The 17,568-nt window shown below is 39.7% G+C and carries 23 protein-coding genes; 20 read left to right on the plus strand and 3 right to left on the minus strand.

Going from position 1 to position 17,568, the window contains the following annotated elements:
* Positions 1-721: 721 nt before the first annotated feature.
* The 14 genes from ACFIK0_RS04430 (at position 722) to ACFIK0_RS04495 (ending at position 8,924) form a co-directional block, all read left to right on the plus strand.
* Positions 722-892: a hypothetical protein gene (locus ACFIK0_RS04430; protein WP_375643306.1), complete on the plus strand. Its 171-nt coding sequence runs from the start codon at positions 722-724 to the stop codon at positions 890-892.
* Positions 893-1,068: 176 nt separating this feature from the next.
* Positions 1,069-1,587 carry a hypothetical protein gene (locus tag ACFIK0_RS04435; RefSeq protein WP_375643307.1) on the plus strand — a complete coding sequence of 173 codons (519 nt, stop codon included), beginning with the start codon at positions 1,069-1,071 and terminating at the stop codon, positions 1,585-1,587.
* A gap of 8 nt (positions 1,588-1,595) precedes the next feature.
* Complete coding sequence (locus ACFIK0_RS04440) at positions 1,596-2,144, plus strand: hypothetical protein (RefSeq protein WP_375643308.1); 549 nt, start codon at positions 1,596-1,598, stop codon at positions 2,142-2,144.
* Positions 2,145-2,201: 57 nt separating this feature from the next.
* The gene (locus ACFIK0_RS04445) at positions 2,202-2,759 is read left to right on the plus strand and encodes a hypothetical protein (protein ID WP_375643309.1); all 558 of its coding nucleotides are present in this window, start codon (positions 2,202-2,204) and stop codon (positions 2,757-2,759) included.
* 199 nt (positions 2,760-2,958) lie between these two features.
* Positions 2,959-3,288 (plus strand): hypothetical protein, encoded by a 330-nt coding sequence (locus ACFIK0_RS04450; RefSeq protein WP_375643311.1) that lies wholly within the window; start codon positions 2,959-2,961, stop codon positions 3,286-3,288.
* Positions 3,289-4,388: 1,100 nt separating this feature from the next.
* Complete coding sequence (locus ACFIK0_RS04455; protein ID WP_375643312.1) at positions 4,389-4,664, plus strand: hypothetical protein; 276 nt, start codon at positions 4,389-4,391, stop codon at positions 4,662-4,664.
* Between the two features lie 225 nt (positions 4,665-4,889).
* Positions 4,890-5,246 (plus strand): hypothetical protein, encoded by a 357-nt coding sequence (locus tag ACFIK0_RS04460; protein WP_273790884.1) that lies wholly within the window; start codon positions 4,890-4,892, stop codon positions 5,244-5,246.
* Positions 5,247-5,477: 231 nt separating this feature from the next.
* On the plus strand, positions 5,478-5,840 hold the full coding sequence (locus tag ACFIK0_RS04465; RefSeq protein ID WP_375663572.1) for a hypothetical protein: 363 nt from the start codon (positions 5,478-5,480) through the stop codon (positions 5,838-5,840).
* A gap of 13 nt (positions 5,841-5,853) precedes the next feature.
* Positions 5,854-7,005, plus strand: coding sequence for a DUF6990 domain-containing protein (locus ACFIK0_RS04470; protein WP_375663573.1), 1,152 nt, complete (start codon positions 5,854-5,856; stop codon positions 7,003-7,005).
* Positions 7,006-7,094: 89 nt separating this feature from the next.
* A complete protein-coding gene (locus tag ACFIK0_RS04475; protein WP_375643472.1) occupies positions 7,095-7,460 on the plus strand; it encodes a hypothetical protein in 366 nt (121 codons plus the stop codon).
* Positions 7,461-7,477: 17 nt separating this feature from the next.
* The gene (locus tag ACFIK0_RS04480; protein ID WP_375663574.1) at positions 7,478-8,050 is read left to right on the plus strand and encodes a hypothetical protein; all 573 of its coding nucleotides are present in this window, start codon (positions 7,478-7,480) and stop codon (positions 8,048-8,050) included.
* Between the two features lie 15 nt (positions 8,051-8,065).
* The gene (locus tag ACFIK0_RS04485) at positions 8,066-8,242 is read left to right on the plus strand and encodes a hypothetical protein (protein ID WP_273790878.1); all 177 of its coding nucleotides are present in this window, start codon (positions 8,066-8,068) and stop codon (positions 8,240-8,242) included.
* 262 nt (positions 8,243-8,504) lie between these two features.
* On the plus strand, positions 8,505-8,633 hold the full coding sequence (locus ACFIK0_RS04490; protein WP_375663575.1) for a hypothetical protein: 129 nt from the start codon (positions 8,505-8,507) through the stop codon (positions 8,631-8,633).
* A 123-nt stretch (positions 8,634-8,756) separates the two neighbouring features.
* Positions 8,757-8,924 carry a hypothetical protein gene (locus ACFIK0_RS04495; RefSeq protein ID WP_375663576.1) on the plus strand — a complete coding sequence of 56 codons (168 nt, stop codon included), beginning with the start codon at positions 8,757-8,759 and terminating at the stop codon, positions 8,922-8,924.
* 878 nt (positions 8,925-9,802) lie between these two features.
* Here the strand turns inward: ACFIK0_RS04495 and ACFIK0_RS04500 are convergent.
* Entirely contained in the window at positions 9,803-10,318 is a 516-nt protein-coding gene (locus ACFIK0_RS04500) for a short-chain dehydrogenase (protein WP_375637680.1), read from the minus strand.
* A gap of 18 nt (positions 10,319-10,336) precedes the next feature.
* Positions 10,337-10,900, minus strand: a complete 564-nt coding sequence (locus tag ACFIK0_RS04505; protein ID WP_273790873.1) for an NADPH-dependent FMN reductase — start codon at positions 10,898-10,900, stop codon at positions 10,337-10,339.
* A 930-nt stretch (positions 10,901-11,830) separates the two neighbouring features.
* On the opposite strand from ACFIK0_RS04505, the gene ACFIK0_RS04510 reads away from it, so the two are divergent.
* The 6 genes from ACFIK0_RS04510 to ACFIK0_RS04535 all read left to right on the plus strand — a co-directional run bounded on the left by ACFIK0_RS04510 (position 11,831) and on the right by ACFIK0_RS04535 (position 15,864).
* Positions 11,831-12,058: a hypothetical protein gene (locus tag ACFIK0_RS04510; RefSeq protein WP_375663577.1), complete on the plus strand. Its 228-nt coding sequence runs from the start codon at positions 11,831-11,833 to the stop codon at positions 12,056-12,058.
* Between the two features lie 148 nt (positions 12,059-12,206).
* Positions 12,207-12,740 carry a hypothetical protein gene (locus ACFIK0_RS04515; protein ID WP_375663578.1) on the plus strand — a complete coding sequence of 178 codons (534 nt, stop codon included), beginning with the start codon at positions 12,207-12,209 and terminating at the stop codon, positions 12,738-12,740.
* Between the two features lie 299 nt (positions 12,741-13,039).
* Positions 13,040-13,618 (plus strand): hypothetical protein, encoded by a 579-nt coding sequence (locus ACFIK0_RS04520; RefSeq protein WP_375651397.1) that lies wholly within the window; start codon positions 13,040-13,042, stop codon positions 13,616-13,618.
* 218 nt (positions 13,619-13,836) lie between these two features.
* Complete coding sequence (locus ACFIK0_RS04525; protein ID WP_375631441.1) at positions 13,837-13,962, plus strand: hypothetical protein; 126 nt, start codon at positions 13,837-13,839, stop codon at positions 13,960-13,962.
* Between the two features lie 350 nt (positions 13,963-14,312).
* A complete protein-coding gene (locus tag ACFIK0_RS04530; RefSeq protein WP_375631442.1) occupies positions 14,313-14,690 on the plus strand; it encodes a hypothetical protein in 378 nt (125 codons plus the stop codon).
* A gap of 10 nt (positions 14,691-14,700) precedes the next feature.
* On the plus strand, positions 14,701-15,864 hold the full coding sequence (locus ACFIK0_RS04535) for a DUF6990 domain-containing protein (RefSeq protein WP_375663579.1): 1,164 nt from the start codon (positions 14,701-14,703) through the stop codon (positions 15,862-15,864).
* Positions 15,865-16,763: 899 nt separating this feature from the next.
* Here ACFIK0_RS04535 and ACFIK0_RS04540 read toward each other — a convergent pair.
* On the minus strand, positions 16,764-17,087 hold the full coding sequence (locus ACFIK0_RS04540) for a hypothetical protein (protein WP_273790865.1): 324 nt from the start codon (positions 17,085-17,087) through the stop codon (positions 16,764-16,766).
* Positions 17,088-17,568: the final 481 nt, after the last annotated feature.

Below are 17,568 nucleotides of genomic sequence, written 5' to 3' on the forward strand. Positions count from 1 at the left end.
TTCATTAAGGTGCATGGGTGTACTTCTCGTTTTATGCTTTTTTATATTTGTGTCGTGTTTTTTAAAGAATTGGTGCTTTTGCTTGAGAGGTGCTCTTGCTTGAGTGGTACTTTTGTTTGAGTGGTACTTTTGTTTGAGTGGGGATTCTTGTGAGCTTTTAAGGGGGAAGTGAAGAGGGGCTGCTCTTGGACTTTACTTGCTGTTTCTGTTCTCTTAAAGAGTGAAAATCTTGTAACTTATTTTCTTTTATCAAGCATAAAAATGTGTTTTACCAAGCGATATTGAGAGCGAAAAATCTATACTTAAAGCAAAAGATATTCTGGTGTTTGGGGAAGAAGAGCCCATTTTCTTGCAGGTGGAGAGGTAAGACGCATAGAGAAGACGCGCCAAAAGCTTAAGTTTTTGATCAAGACGTTTTGCTCCATGGAAAGTGTAATAGTGCTTTTAAAGAGCTTGGGGTGGAGGGGGAAAATTGAAAGAAAAGAGGGACATCTATTTATTTACGAGACCGTTATTTATTTACGAGACCGCTAAAGACAGTTTCTCTCTCTGGATAAAAAAGGTTTTGTGCAATTTGGTTATGGAATTGTGAGAGACGCTGGTATACATGCGGCGGCTTGCCAAATAATTAATCCTTATCATTTTGGGGCTTTATCATTTTGGGGGGGCCAGATTGACAACGAGGCATTGAGGCAAAGGGGTGGGTTTTAAGGAAAAGAGATTGAAAATTTTTGAGGAAAAGGTAAGCGTAGGGCGTTTACGTCGTGTGCTTGAGGAAGCTTTAGATGAGGCAATGACTGAGGTTGATCTGGGACTGAGGTTGATCTTGGCAGCGTGCTTGGCTTTCAATATGGGGGCACCACCTTGGGGAAAGGGGTGTTTTGGCTTGTAAGCGCCTCACGTATAGTGCTTCATGTATAAGCGCGTATAGGGCAAATGAATAAAATACGTAGAGGGGATTTATAGTGCTTGCATTACTCTGAGAAGGGTGCTAAGCGAATTTACCGCGCTGGTGGCGTGCTATCAAATATTGAAGAGTGGGAATTTTAGAAGTGGGGGAGTATCCGTATGATCGAAGATAAATCACAACACCAATTTGCCCATAAGGGAGATAAGGCTTTTGTATCACAGTCAGTGTTAGATCAATCGGCAACTTTCAAAAAATGGATGATGCTTTCAACAAGCGATTATATCATCATTTGTTGTTTGGCTATCCTCTTGTTGGTGCTTTTTTCCGCGTCTGCCTATATGGATCCTTTGGAATTTTTTCACGTTATATCCAAAGAACAGCTCCAAGCACTGGGACAAATGAAACAAGAAAGTCTTCAGGAAAGACTTCAGGAAAGTCTTAAACACCCTTTCCAAAATCCTATAATTCAGCATGTTCTTGATGCGGGGTGGAATAGTATTTGGGCTTTTTTATGTCTCTTACCGCAAATGATTTTTGGCGTTCTTTTTGGTTTTTGTCCGCTCTTTTTTGTCTTTAACGCCGTATTTAAACGGGATGTGAAGGAAATGATGCTACAATGGGAAACCTTGCCAGAGCAGCAACAGCTAGACAACCAATCTCTTAACAGAAGACAATAGGGGGGAAAGTGACCGCTTCTTTAATCATTGGAATGTTGACTGCCGTAGGGACGACAATTTTTATTTGTTCTGCAATTTTTATGGTATTCCTTTCTACCATGGTGACAATCGTTGCACTTTATTATTCGTTGATAAAACGGACAATCTTGTTATTGGTGACGCAGCGAAAATTAAAAAAGGGTGCAGCGCAGAATTTAGGGCATTATCAGGTAGAGGGTAGAGGACAGAGGACAGTTCTTACAACACAGTTGCGTGCCTTTTCTTTTCAAGAATCTTTGCTTCTCTCAAAAAAAGATTATTTTATGATCTTTTCTATCGCCTTCGTTATGGTTGCACTTTGCACAGGTTTTGTCGTTTTTTCAGCTTTTCTTCCAAAATCTGCGGTTTTTTTGCACAATTACGCGCCTATAGTGCTTCACATTATTGATTTTGTCATGAAACTGCTGTTTTGGGTCTGGGCATGTATTGTTGTTTCTTTACCTGTCATTTTAATTCTCCATAGTTTCCTTCAGTATGGCGTGCAAGAAACAGTAAAGGAATTAGAAACATTTGCTTGAGAAGAGAATAAAAATGATGATTTCACATCAATACGATAGGGAAAAAAAGGGAGCATTATGATGCAACATTTAGCTTTTTTAGGGGGCATCGTCATTGCCATTTTAATGGTTATGGTCATTGTTAGGCTTCCTTACTTGTTGATCAAGCATATCAGGTTATCTTTTAAACTCGCTCAAGACTTGAAAAAGAGTACGACGCAACAAAAACACGCCATACAACAATTGCGCAATGATCGGGGAGAAATGAAAAGACACAATCTCGCCCATAAGACCCTTGATGCGAAAATGCGCTTTCTTAACTTCAAAGAATCTCTGCCTTTTTATTCAAAAGAATGTAAAATAATCTTTTTTATCCTTATTCTCTTTTCTGTTTTGCAATCTGCTTTCTCTATCGCAAATTTTGTATGGTGGAAAAATGATAATGTTGCCTTTATCATGCAGCTGTTGAGCCTTATATGGTTAGGGGTTCTTCTCTTTTTTCCGATCATTGGGATCATGTGCATAAAGTTAACGAGAAAATTGAACAAAATACTTCAACAATTGGAAGAAGCGATACAACAACGCGATCAGGCAATGCGTATGCAGAATGTGGAAGGGGGACAAAATGACGAGTAGTCTTATAACATTAATAGCCATTTCTTTCCTGTGTTTTACGCTCTTAGGTGTTTTAATATGGGCGCCAATCGTTGTCATTTATTACCTGTTTATCAAGCGTGCGAGGCTTTATTGTCGCGTGAAAAAGGAACTGAAATGCGTGTTGAATGAACGCGATATTGCCTTAAAACAGATCTCCCAAAAATAAAAAAGCAGCAGAATGTTTGATAAAAAACAGCTTTCTCTTGTTTGGCAAGACTATAAAAAAATATTCTATCTTTCTACGGTCATGGCGACTGCTCCAATAGTTATAACTGTTGTCGTTAAAATATGGAGAGGGCAGGACTTTGTTTCTCTTGTCGTATTCGAGCCACTGGCATGGATGCTTGCCTGTGTTTTTTTATTCTTACCGATTGTTTTTATTATGCGTTTTATCGTGACCCGTCAGTTGAACAAAATGATACGGCAATTAGAAGAAGAGGTTGAGCAGAAAGGAGCACCCGTCATATTATACGATGTGAGCGAGGGGAAAATGAGCGAGGGAAAGTGAGCGAGGGGAAAGTGAGCGAAGGGAAAGTGAGCGAGGGGAAAGTGAGCGAGGGGAAAATGAGCGAGGGAAAGTGAGCGAGGGAAAGTGAGCGAGGGAAAGTGAGCGAGGGAAAGTGAGCGAGGGAAAGTGAGCGAGAGAAAAATGAGCGAGGGGAAAAAGTGAAGAGAGGCTTTTGTTGAGCCTTGCTTTTGACTTGTTCATTAAGGTGCATGGGTGTACTTCTCGTTTTATGCTTTTTTATATTTGTGTCGTGTTTTTTAAAGAATTGGTGCTCTTGCTTGAGTGGTACTTTTGTTTGAGTGGGGATTCTTGTGAGCTTTTAAGGGGGAAGTGAAGAGGGGCTGCTCTTGGACTTTACTTGCTGTTTCTGTTCTCTTAAAGAGTGAAAATCTTGTAACTTATTTTCTTTTATCAAGCATAAAAATGTGTTTTACCAAGCGATATTGAGAGCGAAAAATCTATACTTAAAGCAAAAGATATTCTGGTGTTTGGGGAAGAAGAGCCCATTTTCTTGCAGGTGGAGAGGTAAGACGCATAGAGAAGACGCGCCAAAAGCTTTAAGTTTTTGATCAAGGCGTTTTGCTCTATGGAAAGGGCAACAGTGCTTTTAAAGAGCTTGGGGTGGAGGGGGGAAATTGAAAGAAAAGAGGGACATCTATTTATTTACGAGACCGTTATTTATTTACGAGACCGCTAAGGACAGTTTCTCTCTCTCTGGATGAAAAAGGTTTTGTGCAATTTGGTTATGGAATTGTGAGAGACGCTGGTATACATGCGGCGGCTTGCCAAATAATTAATCCTTATCATTTTGAGGCTTTATCATTTTTGGGGGGGCCAGATTGACAACGAGGCATTGAGGCAAAGGGGTGGGTTTTAAGGAAAAGAGATTTAAAATTTTTGAGGAAAAGGTAAGCGTAGGGCGTTTACGTCGTGTGCTTGAGGAAGCTTGAGATAAGGCGATGACTGAGGTTGATCTGGGACTGAGGTTTATCTTGGCCGCGTGTTTGGGCTTTCAATAGAGCACCCTTCCTTAGGAAAAGGAAATTGTTCTATCTCTCAAGTGGCTTCTTCTTTACTTGCACACCCTTGGGGCTTTGACATTGCTTGCTGATGTTAACATTTGGCAGCTTTCTCATAAAAGCTTTATGGAAGATGAAAGTTTGGGCTTTGAAAAAAAATATCGAAAAAATCAATTTGGGCCGGTTTTGTTGTTGATGATTCAAATCGTCATAAAGACAAAGCAACCTCGTTACGATTTTCTTGCACTCGTTTGCTTCTTCTTTGGAAAGCAGCTTATCTTCCTGAAAATAAAAAGAGCACTTAGAATTTTAGAGTCAGAGACCCAAATTTGTGCAATAGAAGAAGATATTTTATGAAAATTTGATCGACGAGAAAAGAGAAGCCTTAAGACAGCAGAGGATATATTGTGGGGAATAAAAACATGATGTTTGAAGTTGATGAAAAAAATGTACCCCTGATATTGTCTTTATAAAAGATGAGGGATACAAACGCTTGATATTGATGAACCCTCATCCATTGTGAGGACGAAAGCTTCGGTTCATGAAAATGGCTTGAAAATTGAAACAAATGAGGGATAAAAAATGAGGGGCAATGGAAAAAATGCACCATTGTATGAAGAGTTACGGTCTTTTTCGCTTGAAGAAGCGTTTTTGACAAGCAAAAATTATAAAGTCATCTTTTGCATTGCTTTCATTATTACCGCTTTTAAAGTGGCACTCGTTATATTTTTTGAGTGGGATTTGACAGAGTGGTCGAATTATATCCTGTTCATTTTAACATTAATATTGGGTTTTATATCAATGCTTCTTTTTGTGCTCATTCCTGTTGCCTTTGTGGTCCGTATCATCTTTACGCGTTTGTTGAAAAAAAAGATCGATAAGTTGGATCAAGAAATCTGGCAGCGAAGAAAAACCGCTTACCAACAAAACAGCGCGTGAAGGGCGGGCAGAAAATGAATACTGGTCTTTATATATTCTCATGCGTTGTAGGAGAGACCTTCTATTCGTGCGATGTTTGAAGGTGATGGAAAAAAAAAGCACCCTTGATATTGTCTTTATAAAAGATGAGGGATACAAGCGCTTGATATTGATGAACCCTCATCCATTGTGAGGACGAAAGCTTCGGTTCATGAAAATGGCTTGAAAATTGAAACAAATGAGGGATAAAAAATGAGGGGCAATGGAAAAAATGCACCATTGGATAAAGAGCCACGGTCTTTTGCGCTTGAAGAAGCGTTTTTGACAAGCAAAAATTATAAAGTCATCTTTTGTATTGCTTTCATTGTGGCAGCTTTGAGAACGGTTCTCTTCATACCAATATTGCTTGGGTGGAAGTTGGCGGAGTGGGAAGGGTATGTCGTGGCAGCTCTCTTGTTAATCATGGAGCTTATATCAGAGTTTATTTTTGTACTCATTCCTGTTGCCTTTGTGGTCCGCATCATCTTTACGCGTTTGTTGAAAAAAAAGATTGATAAGTTGGATCAAGCACTCTGGAAGCGGAGAAAAACCGCTTCTCAACAAAACAGCGCATGAAGGGGCGGGGAAAATGATAGATATTAAAATGATGGATATTGTTGTTGTACTCTCGTGGGGTGTGGGCTTGACGCTTTTCACGCTGCTTTCTGCTGTGGTCATGATGTTTATTTGGGCATTGTATTACTCTACTTTCAAGCGGGTGAGACTGTATTGCCAAGTGACAAAAGAATTAAGCCGCGTGCTTGAACAACCTATCGCTTTTGAGCCGTCTAGTGGAGAAACGCCGATGATTAAGCTGTTATCTGAGGAAAAAGAGTTTTCTCTTTCTGATGAGGAAATCTTAACGATGGAAAGTGCAACGGCGCTTTTAAAGAGTTTGGGGTGGAAGGTGGAAATTGAGGGAAAAGGGGATCATTTGGCCACCTATTATTTACCAGATCGTGAAGTGCAGTTTCTTTATAATGCTGAGAAGGGGTATCCGCGATTTGATTGTGCAATTGCGGTGGTTTCTGGTATCCATGCGGCGGCTTGCCAAACGATAGACCCTTATAATTCTGGAGGCTTGATTGCTCTTGAATTGAGTTTTGATGTGAAGGGGGTGGAAATTTTTGAAGAAAAGGTAAGCGTTGGATGTTTACGTCGTGTACTCGAGAAAGCTTTAGAAAAGGCAATGACTGAGGTTGATCTTGGCAAGATGCTTCACTCTCAATATAGAATCCTGCCTTGGGAAAACAAAACTGTGGTCCCTCGGTTGGCTTCTTATTCCCTGCGTTATCTTGCAGCTCTGGCTTTGATGGGCGATGTTGAAACTTTACACTCTTATCAGAAAAGCTTTATGGAAGGTGAGAAGCTGGGCTTTGAAATAAGCATCGAAGAGGAGCATCTGGAACGCGCAATGGTGATCGCTCAAGCGGTAGAAAAGACAAAGCAACCCAGTTACGATTTGCTTCAACAGGCGGCAAAGGATTTTTCCATGGAGGTAGAGAGCTATGAATGTTTTAGAGCTACAGATCCCAATTTGTGCAATAGAAGAAGAGATTCTTATGAAAATTTGATCGAGGAAAAAAGAGAAGAATTAAGGCAACAGGGATATTTTGTTTACGAAAAGGACGCGATTTGTGAGGTTGATGGAAAAAACTATCGTCCTCATATTCTTTACATAAAGGATGGGGAGTTAGAATATATGGATGTAGAAATTAGGGTTGAGGAAAAAAATTATTGAGAAAAAATAAAGCGTTTAGATAAATTAAAAAGAGCTTAAACCTAAAAATAGAGCGTAAAAAGCGCGAAGCGTAAAAGCAGAGGGGAACAATGCAGGAGAAAAAAGCAACATTTGAAGAGTCTTTCTTTTCATTTAGAAAATTTATGGTGTCTTCAGTGGAAAGGCGTAAAGGGGTGGGACGGTGTAAAATAATAGGGCACCGCTTTTTTATCATGTTTTGTACATGCCTTATCATGATGGCTTTAGAAGTTCCTGCGGGTGCAAAGTCTCTGGTACAGCCGTTGCAATGGACAAGATGGGAAGGAATTGGTTCTCTTATTTTTCTCTTACCAGTGTTGATATGGTTTTGTCTTCTCACACCCCTTCCTATTTTGTGGGGCATTTGTCGTTTTAAAGAGCGTAAATTGGAAAAAATAAAGAAAAAACTAAAAAAAAATAAAGCAGCAAGAGATTAATCAATGAGGTTATACACATGAGGAGTGAGGCCGCGGTTTTTATTTTGTTTCTGCCGATTGGATGTTTTTTTCTAAATGCAGTTACAGTTTTTGCCATTTTTGTGAATATGATTATTGTGGCGCCTTATTATTCTTTAATAAAGCGTTTGAGGCTCTATTACAGAGTGAAAAAACAAAGACGTTTGATGAAAGAACATCCACAGCGTTTTTGTTTCTTTGAAAAAAGCGGAAAAGAAAAAGAGAGAGTGCCGCAAAACTTAGCACTAGAAACACAGATAAGTTTCTATTCGTTAAAAAAATGGCTCGCTTTTTCACGCAAAGATTATATCCTCCACGCATGCCTCTCTTTCATCATTATATTTTTCAAAGCTTATGTCTATGTGATTTTCTTTAAAGGGATAGATGAGATAGATGAGAGCAGATTTGAATATTTTGCCATTCTCTTGCTTTTCTGGTTTTTTTTATCGGTATGTATTTTTGCAACGATCCCTGTTGTTGTGATCCTTCGTGAAATTTTAACTCATCGATTGAAAAAGAAAATTCAGCAATTGGAAGAAGTGACTGAAGCAACCCAATCAATCAATTTATAAAGAGAAGGGGATAAAATGCATTACGAAATGGCGGCAGCTTGGACGGTGATTTTGATCATTCTGCTGGGGGGTGTTTTTGATTTTTTCTTAACAATACCCATTGTGGCACTGTATATTTCTTTTATCAAGCGTTTGATCTCGTATTACAAGGTTACCAAACAATTAAATGCAGCGCTGAAAAAGCGCATGTAGTGCTCGTGTCATGGGGGAGGCATAAGTTTTAGATCATGCCATTGCTTCACGGCTTGGGAGGAGGGCATCGATTGTTTTTCTCATTTTACGCTGATCTCTGGGGAAAAGGGTTGATGGCAATGAATAGGCTGGTGATAGGTTTGTAATAGGCTTGTATAGGCTTAATGGGGCGGTTGATCGGAAGTTTTGTTGTTTTCTGTGAATTTGCAAAATCGTAAAAGCGTGAAACTGTAATAGGGCGTGTGGTTGCTCAAGAGCCGTGATGGTTGTGGGGAGGATATGGGGAGAAGAGGGTGCCAATGGAGGATGGTTGGATTGTGCAATGCGTCAAAATTGGAATGGGGGAATGGAGGAATGGAGGGCGTTGGGGGAAAAGGGCTGTTGGCAATGAATAGGCTGATGATAGGTTTGTAATAGGCTTGTATAGGTTTTAATGGGGCGGTTTATCGGAAGTTTGTTATTTTCTGTGAATTTGCAAAATCGTAAAAACGTGGAACTGTAAAAGGGTGTGTGGTTGCTCAAGAGCCGTGATGGTTGTGGAGAGGATATGGGGAGAAAAGGTGCCAATGGAGGCGTAAAGGTTGGATTGTGCAATGCGTCAAAATTGAAATGGGGGAATGGGGAATTGGGGGAATGGGGTAATGGAGGGCGTTGGGGGAAAAGGGTTGATGGCAATGAATAGGCTGATGATAGGTTTGTAATAGGCTGGTGATAGGCTTTAATGGGGCGGTTTATCGGCAGTTTGCTAGTTTTCTGTGAATTTGCAAAATCGTAAAAGCGTGAAACTGTAATAGGGCGTGTGGTTGCTCAAGAGCCGTGACGGTTGTGGGGCGGTTGGGGAGAAAAGGTGCCAATGGAGGCGTAAAGGTTGGATTGTGCAATGCGTCAAAATTGGAATGGGGTAATGGGGAATTGGGGTAATGGAGGGCGTTGGGGGAAAAGGGTTGATGGCAATGAATAGGCTGATGATAGGTTTGTATAGGCTTTAATGGGGCTGTTTATCGGAAGTTTGCTTGTTTTCTGTGAATTTGCAAAATCGTAAAAACGTGAAACTGTAAAACGGTGTGTGGTTGCTCAAGAGCCGTGATGGTTGTGGGGAGGATATGGGGAGAAGAGGGTGCCAATGGAGGATGGTTGGATTGTGCAATGCGTCAAAATTGGAATGGGGGAATGGAGGAATGGAGGGCGTTGGGGGAAAAGGGTTGATGGCAATGAATAGGCTGATGATAGGTTTGTATAGGCTTTAATGGGGCTGTTTATCGGAAGTTTGCTTGTTTTCTGTGAATTTGCAAAATCGTAAAAACGTGAAACTGTAAAACGGTGTGTGGTTGCTCAAGGGCTGTGATGGTTGTGAGAAGGGGATAAGCCCGTGTGAGAAGGGTTAGAAAAACGTTTGGTTTTGGAGCTGTTGATATAGGCATGCTGTTTAGAGGCGTAAGGGAGGGGGATTGTTCGTTCTCAAAGCCTATGATGTAAGAGAGTATGGGCTATTCAAGAGGGTGTTCGGGTATGGATAGAGATTGAAGGGGTACTGCTTCTTTGCAAAGCCATAGGTATTGATCATAAGTTTTGTTTATTCATATGGTTTTTTATGGCATCCAGTACCTGTTGGCTTATCTCCTTATGGGTCAGCCATCGTAAACCTTTGGGCGTTGTTTTTTGTCCTAATTGAATGGGGATAAAATCAACCTTGTTTTTGCGCGCGCACTCGAGGATCATTTGATCATGCATGTTGGAACCAAAAATATGAAGAATACATGGCGGTTTAGGCAAAAGAGCCAACTGCTCAATTAATGCGCAAGAAAATGCATAGGCGGGCGAATGAATCCATAATATGCAATATTTTAGATCATGCCATTGCTTCACAGCTTCTAAAAATTGCGCCTTTGATGCCGCACAATCATAATCCAACGACACACACAACTGTTTGTTGTGCAATGCCTCAAGCTGGACTTTATGGGAAAGAAAGCGTGCAGCAATAATCACTTCTTGCGGCTTTAGTGATTGATACAAAGGGGCTAGCATCCCTGTGCCCCCTACCACTAAATAACGATAGTGCGCATCCTTTTTTTTCATGCCCCCTCCCTTATTACTTTAAATCCCACCTCTTTGCTTTAAAAATGTGTACATTTCATCAGCAAGTCTTTCACAACGTGTTTGTACCTCTTCACTTGTAACTTTCCAAGTACGACCTTCATCATCTGAGGAAAAATCTTCGTTGGAAGAGGCGATTTGACATTGGAGTGTATAACCATAAAGCGTGTGCACCACCGGAACTAAATGCTCACACGGTTGTGCGCATTTTTTGGCCGTACTCCCATGAGAGATAAGTCCAACAGGTTTATTTAAAAAGGCATTATAGCTCAAATTATCAAGAGCATTTTTTAAAACACCCGAATAAGACCCTTGATAAACGGGGCTTGCTAGAATAACGCCATCAGCCGCTGCAATGGTTTTTACAAACTCACGGACCGCAGCACTTGGATTAGCCTCTACCTGCTGATGATAATCGGGATCTGTCATCGGCAAGGGCTGTTCACGCAAATCAACCCACTGAAGTGATGCACCCCGCTTTATGAGGCAATCCGCTAAATAATTGGCTAAAGTTCTTGTTAAGGAAGGTTGACGCACAGACCCCAAAATAATTGCTATATTCAACAGGATTCTCCTTTATCTTTTCCCCACAAGCCTATAACGCAAGGCTTATAAAGAAGTGTGAGTAAAATGGCGCGTATCAATGCTGTTTATAAAGAGCAATTGTGCTGATATCGCATAGTTATAGAATCAATCCATGCTAACAAGATTGTTGACAAAACAACACCTCAAATTTGCAAGGGAATGTTAGTGCTTTCATTAATATTAAAATGCTTGATCTCAAGAATTGCGGCTGTCTCTCTGTCTTAGAAGCGCTTTGATGAATATATTCTAAGCTATTGGCTTGCAAGATCCCCAATGAAGAATGGAATATATCGTCATATTTTGAATGATCATTGATCTTTTTTAATTGGAATAAGAAAGTTGTAAGATTTTCTCATTTCAAATGCTCTTATTGCGCGATCATTTGCAAATCAATGGAAGTTCCTTTTTTCATGTCTTAAGTGGGGGGTCCGAAAACAATTGAGAAAAGAATAAAAATGCTTCTGTCTTTTCAAGGGATAAAGGCTATCGTAGAAGCTAGATAGGGCTGTTTTTTGGGCAGGGGTGGGGTTGTTGCAGGGAGCCTTAGGCTAATGGGGTTGTCCGTGTTGAGGAACGAGTTATGGCGTAGCTTGTTGCAAGGGAGGGTAAGGCTATTGTAGAGGCCGCAGGGGGCGTATATGAATGGTGCCGGATTACATTTTTTATTGAAACAATGGTAGTGATAGAGTTTATAGTAAGGGGATATATTCATGGGAGCGCTATTGTTATCCCTTTCATGGGGGATGTTCATGAAATGGGGTGTACGCGCGTTGGTTTGGAAGTGTTGAGAGATTTCTTTAAAACAAGCACGTGAATTGGCAAAACTATTGGCAACATGAATATGCAATACGAGTGTTTTCTGGGGTGTTCTGTTTGACGATAATGGATGCAATGGTGCTTTGAGAGATTATGCGTATTACAAGGGAGGGTAAGGCTATTGTAGAGGCCGCAGGGGGCGTATATGAATGGTGCCGGATTACATTTTTTATTGAAACAATGGTAGTGATAGAGTTTATAGTAAGGGGATATATTCATGGGAGCGCTATTGTTATCCCTTTCATGGGGGATGTTCATGAAATGGGGTGTACGCGCGTTGGTTTGGAAGTGTTGAGAGATTTCTTTAAAACAAGCACGTGAATTGGCAAAACTATTGGCAACATGAATATGCAATACGAGTATTTTCTGGGGTGTTCTGTTTGACGATAATGGATGCAATTGTGCTTTGAGAGATTATGCGTGTCCTTATAAAGTTAGGGACAAACAGTTGCATAAAAGGGAAGAGCAAATGAAGGGGGAAAATTCCACATTTTATAACAAACGGTGCTCTCTTTTTTTTGGAAAATCATTTCGTTCTTATAAAGATCATATGATTATTTGTCTTATTTCTATCCTTATTGGGATAGGTTATAAAGCTCTTTTGATCCCATTAGAAGCCAAGTGGCCGTTGAGTGTATCGCAGGATAGCACTCTTTTGGCGCTTTTTGTGCTGCGTGAAGTCATCATGGTGGTTGTTGTTGCCTTGATGCCTGTTTTATTGGTGCTTTATCTCATCTTAATGTATTTGTTGAAAAAAAAGATTCAGCAGTTAGAAGAGGCTATCCAGCAACGGGGTCACACAATCGATCAACAAAATAATCCGGTAAAAAACAATAGAGAAAAAATAAGCTGTTTTTTTATCGTATACTTTTGGTTGATATTTCTGCTAAACGTCTTTTTTCCTGCGGGTGTTGTCATGCTCATTTTAGAATTTTACTATTTTGTTTTCAAGCAGGTGAGAACGTATCGTAAAGTGAGACGGGCATTAAAACGCGTAAGATAAAGAGAGTGACAAGGCGCTTTTGTAGCTATCGTGAGGGGTAAGAGGCAATGTTTAGAAGCTCTCGTGACACAAGAAGAGGGGAGGATGAATGGTTGGAAAATCATCAGACAAAGAAGAGAGCCTATTTTCGTTTGTAATGAGGAGGATGCTCTTAATCATTGGGAAGAGTAACCGCGCTTTTAGAAAGTTGGGGGGTTTTATTAAAAATAAGGAAAGCGCCATGCATCGCACTTTTCGTGGTTCTTAAAAAAGCGGGCATGAGATAAAGAAATGCATTTTTCATAAAAAAAGGAAGAGCAATGAAGGGGAAAAAGTCAGAATTTTATTCAGCATTTTATAATGAACTACGCTATTTTTTTGGGAAAGATTATTTTTCTGTGCGAGAGCATGTTGTCATTTGGTTCCTCTCGCTCATTATTGAGTTGTGCAACAGGATTTTCTTTCTCTCATCTTTGGGTAGCCAAGAGAACTTGACAGGGTGGTGGGATACACCTCTTTTTCTCTCTCTGTATGCGTTTTGGAAAGTTATTACAGTGTGTGTTTGGGTCTTGTTTCCAGTTCTGTACATACTCTTCATAACATTGTGGCTTTTGTTGAGAAAAAATACTCAAAAATTGAAAGAAATAAACCAGCAACGGGGTAAAATAACCGATCAAAAGGATTGGTATAAAAAAGGCGATAGAGAAAAATGGAGTGATATTCTTGTTACAATATTCGGTCTCGTGCTTATGTGCGTGACATTGGTGGTTGCTTGTATTCCTATGATGATTTTACAACTTTATTATGGTGTCTTTAAGCAGGTGAGAACGTATCGCTGTTTAAGAAAAGAACTGAAAAACGTCTTGCAAGAACAGGATACAGCGTTTGAGAAGTCATGAGAGGGAAAAAATAATGAAGAAATTATGAGAGATTCAGCCTTTATAGGGATTGCTCTCTATACCATTTTGCCTCTGATATGTTTTGGTGCTCTTTCATGAGGTGTCCGTAAACATTGCTCTAAGGAGCAGTGTTGAGGGTGGCATTGAGTGAAAGAAAAGCCGATTATGGATTAGTATTGATTTAAGGGAATAAGAGCCCTTGGGGTTTAGAGCCTAGAGTGAGTGCTTGGGACTTACTTTATCGTTTGAGGCGTGAGGAAGGAACGGTTTTGCTTGTAGGGGCGCGCGGTATATGGGTTGTTTTCGTATTTTTAGGAGCCTTGTTCATTCAAGCTTTGAAATGAATCCTATTGAAGTGGGGCTGCAGGGTCATTTTCTTGAAAATAGGAGGATTTTTGGGAAGAAAAAGCTGAATTGTGACTATTGTTTACAGATTGGCGTGGTTTGAAAATCTTTATTGTTTGCAATGTGAGGAAGGTAAGAGGGTGGCAAGGTAGCAGGAATATTATAATTTTTATTATGACGCAAACCATAATGGTCTGTGTACTTTTCTTTATTCCGGTGGTATTTGGGTTTTGCATCATCATAATGCGTAAATTGGAAAAAAATCCAGAAACGAGAAGAGGCAATCTCTGTGTGATAGCAAATAAGCTCTCTGTCGCACGGGTCTTTTCAAAGAGAGAGGGGAGAATACATGAAGGAGCAAAATTGGGCATCAGAGCAAGAAACGCATAAAGGAGTGCATTCTTTTTCGCTCCAGCACGTGTTGCTCTCAGCAAAGGATTATAAAATTATCTTTGCTATTGCTGTTCTCATTATCATGTGGAAAATGGTGCTAGAAATACCAGGTGTATTGAATTGGCAGCTGACAGGGTGGCAATATGTTGTGCATGCCGTTCTCTTTAAAACAACGGACATCATAACGGTTTGTGTTATTATTTTTATTCCGGTTATGTTACGGCTTCGCACCAAAGTGACGGGTGAGTTGCGAAAAAATATTCAGAAACTAGAAGAAGCAATCTCTGTAGGAGAGCACATAAGCTCTCTGTCGCACGGGCTTTGTAAAGACTGAGAGGGGAAAAATGAACAGTGATCCTATAGCCGTATTTCTATTAGATCCCGGATTCTGGGTGATGATTGTTATTTGCATGATCATTATCATGCTTATTTTAGCTCTTTATATCTCTGTCTTTAAACGGATGAAAATGAATTTCCAAGTGAAAGGCGAGCTGGAAAGAGTGCTTAAAGAAAATGATCTTGCAACGCAGCAGTTTTGGAAAGATGAAGCTGTGGTGCAGGAGAGGCGTTTGCAACTAAAGGAAAAAGAGTTCTCTGCCGATTATGATGATGATGAAATTCTCACGATAGAAAGTGCAACAGGGCTTTTAAAAAGCTTGGGATGGTCGGTGGAAATCGAGGGAAAGGGAGATTATTTGGCAACCCTCTTTTTACCAGATCGCGAAGTGCAGTTTCTTTATAACGAGAAACGAGTGGAAGAATTTTCGCCTTTTGATCGCGGACTTTTAATTATGAGCGGTATTTTTGCGGCGGCTTGTCAGACGATTAATCCTCATAATTCTGGGGTTGTTCCAACGGTATTTATGAATTTTGTACCCAATGGATTGGAAATTTTTGAAGAAAAAGTGAGCGTCCAGCTTTTAAAGAAAGCACTCGATAAAACTTTAAAATGGACAATGGAAGATGATTCTTTGCATGAAATGTTTCGCTCTCAATATGGTATTCCCCCTTGGGAAAAAGACTCTTTATCTTGGGCACCGGATGATGACATAGAGCTCGCACCTTATGCTTTGCTGCATCTTGCTGCTCTTGCCTTACTTGGCGATGTTGAGACTTTAGCTTCTTATGACGAAAGTTTTACGGCAGGGGAGAAGCTTGGCTTTGATGAAACCATTGAAAAAGTCCATTTGGAACGCGCGATGGTGATCGCTCAAGAAGTGAAAAGGGAAGGAAAGTTCAGTTACGATCTACTGGAACGGGTTGCTGAGAAGTGGTCTATAGCCATGGACTATCAGCTTTTCAGAGTGAGATCCCCTAATACGTGTAATCAAAAACGTGCTTTTCATAAAAAATTAGTCGAGGAGAAAAAACAAGAATTAAGGGAACAAGGGTTTGAAGGGGTGAGTGATGAACAGTTCGTGTTTGAAGCAGAGGGGGTAAAACATGCTCCTGATATTACTTATATTAAAGATGGTAAAATCGCATTTATGGATATAAAAATTGATTAGTGTTGTACTCTCCTGTTGAAGGAAAGCACCCTTATTTAAAAGATGTGAAAGCGCCATGATTGAGACGCTTTCACACCTTTCTTACCAGAGCCAAATAAAGGGCTCGAAAAATCAAGAATAATAGCCAAGATTTTAAAAAATAGACTGGAAATAGCTTGATCCTCAAGAATAGGGGGAAAAATCAATTATAAATTCTACTCTCTTCTTTAAGACTGTTCTGTTGTTTTGTTAGAAAATGCTCATAAATTATCGCTTATTCAAGTGCCTTATTCAAGCGGTATGAGGGAAAGGTCCATTGACTAAAGCGCTATGGGGGGAGCGCTATGGGGGAGCTTTAAGGGTTAGAGCCTATGTCATTTGAGGGGAGAGGAAGGCAAAAAATGGCATTTTTGAGCAGTGTTAGGGTCTTTTTCCTTTGAGGTGTTTTTTGTCTTTAAGAAGTTCTTGCCAATGAAGCAGCGCTTGTTAAGCTGCAACAGCGTTTCAGTATGGTGATATTGATACAAAAATTTATATGGTATTTTTGTGTTTTTCAGTCTGCTTCATGGAGATCTGTAAGCCAATCCGATGATGTAGGGGATGCATGGTCATTTTCTTGAAACAGAGGAACTTTTGGGAAGAACAAGAAGAATAAAAGGATTGCGGATTCTCATTGATTAAAGCGCTATGGGGGAGCTTTAAGGGTTAGAGCCTTTGTCATTTGAGGGGAGAGGAAGGCAAAAAATGGCATTTTTGAAGGCTGTGATATTTGGCCAATAAAAATAAAAACACAATAAAAATTAAACTAAAACAAAGGAAAAATTAAACTAAAAAAGGCCCCATTTAAAAAGGGCCTTTTTATTTAAGTTTTACAATATATACAAAATGTATATAACTTTACTTTAAGAACTTTTTGTAGCTTATACTCTAGTAGAAACAAGTTGTATGAAATATATAATAATTGATCCTAAAAAACTAGCTATTGCATTCAATAAACTTTTTCCTTTCTCGTATATATCGTTTATTGATGCTTGTTCTGATGCGCTTCTATTACTGACTCTCAGTATATTCAATGTATCCGATGTGTCCCTTACTTGTTTAACAAACTGTAAATTTGTTTTCTCAATAGTATAAGGTGCAACAATAGGAGAGGGCTGTTTATTGACTATACGATCAGATTTTTGAATCGCGAGAGCTAAACCACTTGTGATAGCCCCCGCTATGAAAAAATATCTGATATTCATAGTTTTTCTCCTATATTTATTTCGATAAATAAATATCGATACGTATCATATATAAATTCGATTTAAATAACTATAGTAAAAATACAACAATCACAAAAAAGAATAAACTTTGTCTATATTTTGACAAAATTTACCCTTAATTGCCTTAATGAATTCTTTTAGATTCGATTTTATGAAGGCGTAAAAAGGTTTGAAAGCTCTGTAGGCAAGTGGAATCCCATAAGATGGGTGATACGGCAGTCGCTAGAAAACTTCCTTTTGTGCCTTTGACCAAGGATTCATAAAAATGAGGGTTCATAAAAATGAGATGCGATGAAAATTGAGTAAAACCCTTGAAGGGAAGGATTCACTCTATTGAAGGCGGAGTGAATCCTCTTATGGATTGGATACTGCCTTATGAGGGTTTGGCAGTTTCCGTTGAGGGGAAGGATGCACTCTTTTTGAGGGCTAGAGTGCATCCTCTTATGGATTGGATACTGCC

It is taken from the genome of Bartonella sp. CL63NXGY, assembly GCF_042194905.1.
Taxonomy (GTDB): domain Bacteria; phylum Pseudomonadota; class Alphaproteobacteria; order Rhizobiales; family Rhizobiaceae; genus Bartonella.

Excerpts from the sequence above, each read along its gene's own strand:
- ACFIK0_RS04465 (WP_375663572.1), top strand. The coding sequence starts at position 5,478 with ATGAGGGGCAATGGAAAAAATGCACCATTGGATAAAGAGCCACGGTCT.
- ACFIK0_RS04510 (WP_375663577.1), top strand. The coding sequence starts at position 11,831 with ATGCGTATTACAAGGGAGGGTAAGGCTATTGTAGAGGCCGCAGGGGGC.
- ACFIK0_RS04460 (WP_273790884.1), top strand. The coding sequence starts at position 4,890 with ATGAGGGGCAATGGAAAAAATGCACCATTGTATGAAGAGTTACGGTCT.
- ACFIK0_RS04445 (WP_375643309.1), top strand. The coding sequence starts at position 2,202 with ATGATGCAACATTTAGCTTTTTTAGGGGGCATCGTCATTGCCATTTTA.
- ACFIK0_RS04475 (WP_375643472.1), top strand. The coding sequence starts at position 7,095 with ATGCAGGAGAAAAAAGCAACATTTGAAGAGTCTTTCTTTTCATTTAGA.
- ACFIK0_RS04540 (WP_273790865.1), bottom strand. The coding sequence starts at position 17,087 with ATGAATATCAGATATTTTTTCATAGCGGGGGCTATCACAAGTGGTTTA.
- ACFIK0_RS04530 (WP_375631442.1), top strand. The coding sequence starts at position 14,313 with ATGAAGGAGCAAAATTGGGCATCAGAGCAAGAAACGCATAAAGGAGTG.
- ACFIK0_RS04485 (WP_273790878.1), top strand. The coding sequence starts at position 8,066 with ATGCATTACGAAATGGCGGCAGCTTGGACGGTGATTTTGATCATTCTG.
- ACFIK0_RS04470 (WP_375663573.1), top strand. The coding sequence starts at position 5,854 with ATGATAGATATTAAAATGATGGATATTGTTGTTGTACTCTCGTGGGGT.
- ACFIK0_RS04490 (WP_375663575.1), top strand. The coding sequence starts at position 8,505 with ATGGTTGTGGGGAGGATATGGGGAGAAGAGGGTGCCAATGGAGGATGG.
- ACFIK0_RS04520 (WP_375651397.1), top strand. The coding sequence starts at position 13,040 with ATGAAGGGGAAAAAGTCAGAATTTTATTCAGCATTTTATAATGAACTA.
- ACFIK0_RS04480 (WP_375663574.1), top strand. The coding sequence starts at position 7,478 with ATGAGGAGTGAGGCCGCGGTTTTTATTTTGTTTCTGCCGATTGGATGT.
- ACFIK0_RS04435 (WP_375643307.1), top strand. The coding sequence starts at position 1,069 with ATGATCGAAGATAAATCACAACACCAATTTGCCCATAAGGGAGATAAG.
- ACFIK0_RS04515 (WP_375663578.1), top strand. The coding sequence starts at position 12,207 with ATGAAGGGGGAAAATTCCACATTTTATAACAAACGGTGCTCTCTTTTT.
- ACFIK0_RS04500 (WP_375637680.1), bottom strand. The coding sequence starts at position 10,318 with ATGAAAAAAAAGGATGCGCACTATCGTTATTTAGTGGTAGGGGGCACA.
- ACFIK0_RS04535 (WP_375663579.1), top strand. The coding sequence starts at position 14,701 with ATGAACAGTGATCCTATAGCCGTATTTCTATTAGATCCCGGATTCTGG.
- ACFIK0_RS04450 (WP_375643311.1), top strand. The coding sequence starts at position 2,959 with ATGTTTGATAAAAAACAGCTTTCTCTTGTTTGGCAAGACTATAAAAAA.